Genomic DNA, 5814 nt, shown 5'->3' on the forward strand with positions numbered 1-5814 from the left:
CATAGAAGAATCCGAAATTACCCCACGGTGCATAACAAAAGAAGTCACCGATCTCCGCGGCCATCCCAGGTGCTCCAGTAGCATCGATTCTCTCGTCTGGGAAAGCGATCTTCTCTTTACCGTGAAAATCTTCGAAGGTCACCGTCATCGGTAGCTTCGACAAGAAATCTTGGGTTGCAGCGTTATTCTCGGTCATGGTGACTTCCACACGAGTCGTGTCAGTGGTGAAGTGAACGATAGAAACAGTCAATTTTCCTCCTGGTTATTGGGTTACCTTCGAGTCAAGCACCGATAGGCGTTGAGAGGGAGCCCTAGCTGGAGGAGGTACTTGGAAAGTCCCCTTCGTTAGTCGGTTTTTCGATTCGTCAATTTATCGCGCAAGCGATCGACCATGCCGACTCCAGCGCCAACGGTCTTGTGATACAGCTGGGAGTGCGGGGCATTTGGGTGCGGACGCGTCTGTGCCATGTGTTTGGCTTTTTCAACCTTCTCGCCCATCTCGCGCAGTTGCTCTGCGGGGATATGTTCGCGAAGTTTTGGGAATTGTTCGTCTTCCTCATCACTGACATGGTGGCGAAGATGTGCTTCCAATTCGTCGAGGACCTGCATGAAACGGCCGTCATCCGCTGGCACATCCTCTAAGCGTTTCATGACTTCGTCGAGCTCCTTATGCTCTTGGATATCGTGCTCAACTTCTTCAGCACCATTCGGGAGGTATTCTTTCATCGCCGGGTATACCTGCATCTCTTCCGCGACGGAGTGGCGAACGATTTCGGCAATGACGGTATCTGCGGTATCTCGACGAAGCTCGGCGTTCGTTGCCTGTTTGATCTCGCCAATAAGCTCCAGCATGGCTTGATGGTCGGCCGTGAGAATATCAACGACATCTTGGTCAGAAGAAGTAGGACTTTCGGTAGTCATAACAGGCCTTTCTCAGAGGATCACTTACGGTTCCCACGCTAGTCCGCCCCACGAGCCTCGTCTATAGAACAACTTGCTGCCCTAAAGATCCGTACTTGGTGTGGGCGAGTGAGCAGGGTGCCCTTGGCTCGACCGGGGGCAGGAGTGTCGGAAGGTCGCATAGGTTTAGGCCTGATAGGTACCGACATAGAGTAGAAACGATGAACGATGTGAACCGTAATATGAACAGCAACTCCCCCAAGGAATTTGCTCTCGATGCTGTGGCTGCCGGCCTGCCAGCCGCACGGCTGATTCCCGCACTGTTAGATGATCAGCAGCCTACCGAAACACCATTGCGCGCTGTTGTAGTGGCTCCACCGGGTACTGGCAAAACAACCGTCGTACCGCCAACTCTGGCGAATCGATTGCACCATCGGGGCCGTGAGGGCAAGGTCGTCGTCACCCAACCTCGTCGGATGGCCGCTCGGGCTGCTGCACGTCGGCTAGCGCACCTGACCGGGACTAAAGTTGGTGAACAAGTCGGGTATACAGTCCGCGGCGACCGGAAGACCTCAGACGCCACGAAGGTAGAGTTTGTGACCACCGGGATCTTGTTGCGACGGTTGATATCGAATCCGGATGCAACCGGCATTGCGACCATCGTCCTTGATGAAGTCCACGAACGCCAACTGGATACGGATCTCACGTTTGCGATGGTCCAGCAGCTGGGCGAACTGCGTGGGACAGCGGATCCGCTAGATATCGTAGTGATGTCGGCCACCCTAGATGCTGAGTTTTGGGTGGGCTTATTGACAACCGACGGTGCTGAGCCAGCACAGACCCTGAGCGTCGAGGCAGTGACCTATCCCCTGCGAGAACACTGGGCGCCGTTGCCGGGCACCCAGCGGGCCCTCGACGCCCGCGGCGTGACCAACCAGTTCCTCCAGCACATCGTCCAGACCGTGATAAAAACGGTTGACGATGAACCTGACGGCGATGTCCTGGTGTTTCTGCCCGGGGCCCGAGAGATCGACCGGGTGGCGCAACAGCTGACCGGTGCGACCCCGTGTGAAGTGTTGCCGCTGCTGGGATCTACTCCGGCCGCCGAACAAGATCGGATCCTGAGCCCGCCGACTTCTCGCCGCACCAGACGCATTGTATTGGCCACAAATGTTGCCGAATCAGCGCTTACGGTTTCTGGTGTGCGGATTGTTGTGGATGCAGGTTTGGACCGCCAGCCTCGGCTGGATACCGGCCGCGGTGTGGCGGGACTTGTAACGGTCGGGGCGGCCAAATCGGCGATGGTCCAGCGCGCCGGGCGTGCTGCACGTGAAGCGCCCGGACTGGTGGTGCGGTGTCTGTCCGACGCCGAGTTCGCTGCTCGCCCTGCGCACAGGCCAGCCGAGGTCCGGACCGCGGATCTGACCCAGGCGGTGTTAGACCTGGCGAGTTGGGGCGCCGCTGATGGTTCCGGGTTGAAATTGCCAGAGCCACTACCAGCGCGGGCATTCAATGCAGCGGTAGACGGCTTGACCCAACTGGGTGCCGTAGAGCGTACAGGCCTCAGTGAAAAATTCCAGGTTACCGACCTGGGACGAAAACTGTCCGTCCTGCCGGTAGATCCCCGATTGGGCCGGGCGCTCTATGACGGTACGGAGTTCGTGGGTGCCCGACTGGCCGCCGACGTCGTAGCTGCGCTATCTTCTGATGAACGCGCCGAAGGTGCTGATCTTGGAAAGTTATTGGGCAGATTGCGCTCCACACGACCGAAGCGTTGGATAGATGACGCTGCACGATTATTGCGTGCAGCGTCCCGGGGCAATGCTGCCCCGCATACCGGATATGACTCCGCTGGGCCATACGATCCGGGGCTGGTTACCGCCCTGGCCTATCCCCAGCAGATTGCTCGACGACGTCCAACGGGAGGTGCCCATGGCGACAACGCCGAATACCTCCTTGCTTCAGGAACAGCAGCATCGCTGCCCCGCGGTTCATCGCTGCAGGGCGCGCCCTGGCTCGCAATCGCCGACGTTACGCTCCACGGAGAGCGAGCCATCATTCGCACCGCCGCCGAATTGGACCAGGACTACGCCGAACTTGCGGCTGGAACCCTGCTCACGGAACAAACACAGGCGCGCTTTGTCGATGGGAAAGTCTCAGCACGTGCCATTGTTCAGCTGGGGGCGATCCAGCTGTCATCAACACCGATCAAACCCACCCCGGAACACACGCGGGATGCAGTGGCCGCTGATATTCGCAGTGCCGGTGTTTTAGAATTCTTTGGCGTGAGTGCAGAGGCCAAACAGCATGCTTCCTTTAACAGCCTTCGTGCTCGGCTGGGCATGCTGCGCAGGGTATATGGTGCACCCTGGCCGGATGTTTCCGATATTGCACTGACCGATCGACTCTACGACTGGTTAACACCGGAGCTTGAGCAATTGGCATCTGGAGCCCGAGTTGGGCGTATCGATCTGACCTCCGCCCTACGGCGTCTCTTGCCTTGGCCGCAGGCCTCACGCATGGCTGAGCTGGCGCCCGAGCGGATTGGCGTCCCATCCGGGGCGACGGTTCGGCTGGACTGGCCCGCGCCGGAGAATCATACCGACGACGACATCGCCTCACCGGTTCTGGCGGTGAAACTTCAGGAGTGCTTTGGTTGGACCGCCAGCCCCACCGTCGCTGAGGGGCAGGTGCCGGTTGTGCTGCATCTATTGTCGCCGGCCCGTCGCCCGTTAGCCGTGACCGTTGACCTGGCCAGCTTCTGGCAGAACATTTACCCGCAGGTTCGTGCCGAGAACCGTGGCCGGTATGTCAAACATCCTTGGCCCGAGGACCCACTGACCGCCGTCGCTACCGCCAAAACGAACCGAGCCCTACGGGGCGGTCAGCCACCCAAGAGGTGACCTCGGCCGTTACGATTCGGAGGGCATGATTTCTTCCAGTTCCGTTAAGAATTCTTTCAGTACCGGTCCGTTTGTTTGCGCGCCGGCGAAGCCTTCGTGGAAGAACAAGGACACAGCAAGATCGCCGTGGAGCGCCATGATCCAGGTGTGCGCCAGGTCTTCGCCTTCTGAGACGTATTCTGCTGTACCGGTCTTGGCTAAGACCGGTGCACCGGGCACATCCTGCAGGATCGGTACGGTTCCGGTTTCAACCGGACCGGACATCAACTCGCGCAGCTGAGCGGCTTCGTCCTCGGTGAGCGGTGTATTACCCAGCAGGTTCTCATTCTCAGTGGGATCTACCGATGGATCGCTGACCAACACCGGGCTAACTGTTTCCCCGGCAGATACGGAGGCAGCAACGGTGGCCATACCTAAGGGTGATGTTTGCACCAGTCCTTGGCCAAACAGTCCAGCTGCGTGTTGGGTGCCTTCAACATCGGTGGGCACTGAGCCCAGGAATGCACCGTCATAACCAACGATGGGATCTTCAACCAGACCCAGCGCGGTGGCTGCATCATGTTCCTGCTGCGGAGAGATATCTTCAAACTGTCCCACAAAACTGGTGTTGCAGGATTGGGCAATAGCATCGGCCAGGGTGATCTCACCGAGGTGGTCAGACGGGTAACCATCGAAATTGGAGATCTCTGTGCCGCCGACATTGATGGTCTCGGGACACTCGACTGTTGACTCCGCGTCCATACCGTTGCGCAACATAGCAAGTGCCGTCACGATTTTGAACGTCGATCCTGGAGCATAGGACCCTTGCATAGCCAGTGGCCAGCTGGTGTCTTCGGGCCCATCCGCTGCAGCGAGAATGTGGCCATCAGAGGGGCGGATGGCGACCAGGCCCGCCAACACATCGGAGTCTCCGATCGTCTCTTCGGCCAGTTCTTGGATGCGGGTGTCCAAGGTTGTGGTGATCGCCGTACCGTCCTCAGACTCTCGGCTGAATTCAACCGGGTCACTGTCCGGCAAATCCTCGGTGGAAACATCGGCGTTGTCCACGGTAATCTCCAGGCCGTTGGTTCCGGAAAGCTCCTCGTTATAGGTGTGTTGCAGCCCGGAGAGCCCCGTGGGCGTTCCGGCGGTCATTTCACCATCGGAATTTTCGACCTGCTCGGCGCTTGGCTCGCCGTATGAGCCGAGCAGAGACCGGGCAAAGGTCGCGGTTGGCCCCAGCACCATGGTGTCCTCCCGGGCAACCGCGCCGGGAATTTCCGTTATTTGGTCAGAGGGGATGTCCGTTTCGTCGTCGTCACGCAACACAATGAATTCGACCCACGCACGATCGCCCGCAGCCTGCACGCGATCAATAAAGGTATCGGTATCCAGGTCCAAGGCCTCGGCTAATGCTGTAGCTGACTCTGCAGCAGCCTCACTCACCTCGTCATCGGTCGGTTCTTCACCATCTACTGCGAGTTCATTCAGCAGATGGGTTTTGTCGATTCCGATGCGCTGGACCGGGCGTTCGGTTGCTAACGGCACATCCTGGGTATCAAGAATCTTCCCGCGCTGAGCAGGTGCTACCGCTACATCAACGCGACCACCCTCGGCCAATCCAGGCACCAGTGTCTCCGCTGCTAGCTGCGGTTCCCACGCCTCAGCTTCGTCATCCCACACCAGAGTAGCCTGCGTGGTGTATGACCAGTGATCCTCAGATGTTGCGTCGGACTCTACTGGTGCATCTGATGCTTCAGCGGCGTCCTCGGCCTCTGTACCATCGGACAGGTTCCAGGTGACGGTGTAGTCAGCCGTTGCGGTGAGCTCATCAGCGTCATCTTCGACGACGGAATCCAAGCTCACCGTCGCAGGATAAGCGGCCAATGCAGCGGTGGCTTCAGCCAAGGACTCCGGCTCCATCGACCCCTTGGCCAAACTGGCGCCATCTAGCGCTTCTAACTGATCCGAACTGAGCTGCTCAGCGAACTGTTCGGCGGCTTGGGTTGGGTCATCAACCTGTCCGCACGCA

At 58.8% G+C, this 5814-nt stretch carries 4 protein-coding genes; 1 reads left to right on the forward strand and 3 read right to left on the reverse strand.

Going from position 1 to position 5814, the window contains the following annotated elements:
- The coding region (locus L0H14_RS11515; protein ID WP_301421898.1) for a cyclophilin-like fold protein at positions 1 to 250 on the reverse strand (250 nt) is incomplete at its 3' end.
- Between the two features lie 95 nt (positions 251 to 345).
- On the reverse strand, positions 346 to 921 hold the full coding sequence (locus tag L0H14_RS11520; protein WP_301419674.1) for a hemerythrin domain-containing protein: 576 nt from the start codon (positions 919 to 921) through the stop codon (positions 346 to 348).
- A 200-nt stretch (positions 922 to 1121) separates the two neighbouring features.
- On the opposite strand from L0H14_RS11520, the gene hrpB reads away from it, so the two are divergent.
- The gene (hrpB, locus tag L0H14_RS11525) at positions 1122 to 3803 is read left to right on the forward strand and encodes an ATP-dependent helicase HrpB (protein WP_301421899.1); all 2682 of its coding nucleotides are present in this window, start codon (positions 1122 to 1124) and stop codon (positions 3801 to 3803) included.
- A gap of 9 nt (positions 3804 to 3812) precedes the next feature.
- Here hrpB and L0H14_RS11530 read toward each other — a convergent pair.
- A partial coding sequence (locus L0H14_RS11530) for a penicillin-binding transpeptidase domain-containing protein (RefSeq protein WP_301421901.1) occupies positions 3813 to 5814 on the reverse strand: 2002 nt, incomplete at its 5' end.

The organism is Yaniella sp. (assembly GCF_030453185.1).
In the GTDB taxonomy this organism is placed as follows: Bacteria; Actinomycetota; Actinomycetes; order Actinomycetales; family Micrococcaceae; genus Yaniella.

What these genes read in the sequence shown, in the direction of transcription:
- L0H14_RS11520 (WP_301419674.1), bottom strand. Translation starts at nt 921, where the DNA reads ATGACTACCGAAAGTCCTACTTCTTCTGACCAAGATGTCGTTGATATT.
- hrpB (WP_301421899.1), top strand. Translation starts at nt 1,122, where the DNA reads ATGAACGATGTGAACCGTAATATGAACAGCAACTCCCCCAAGGAATTT.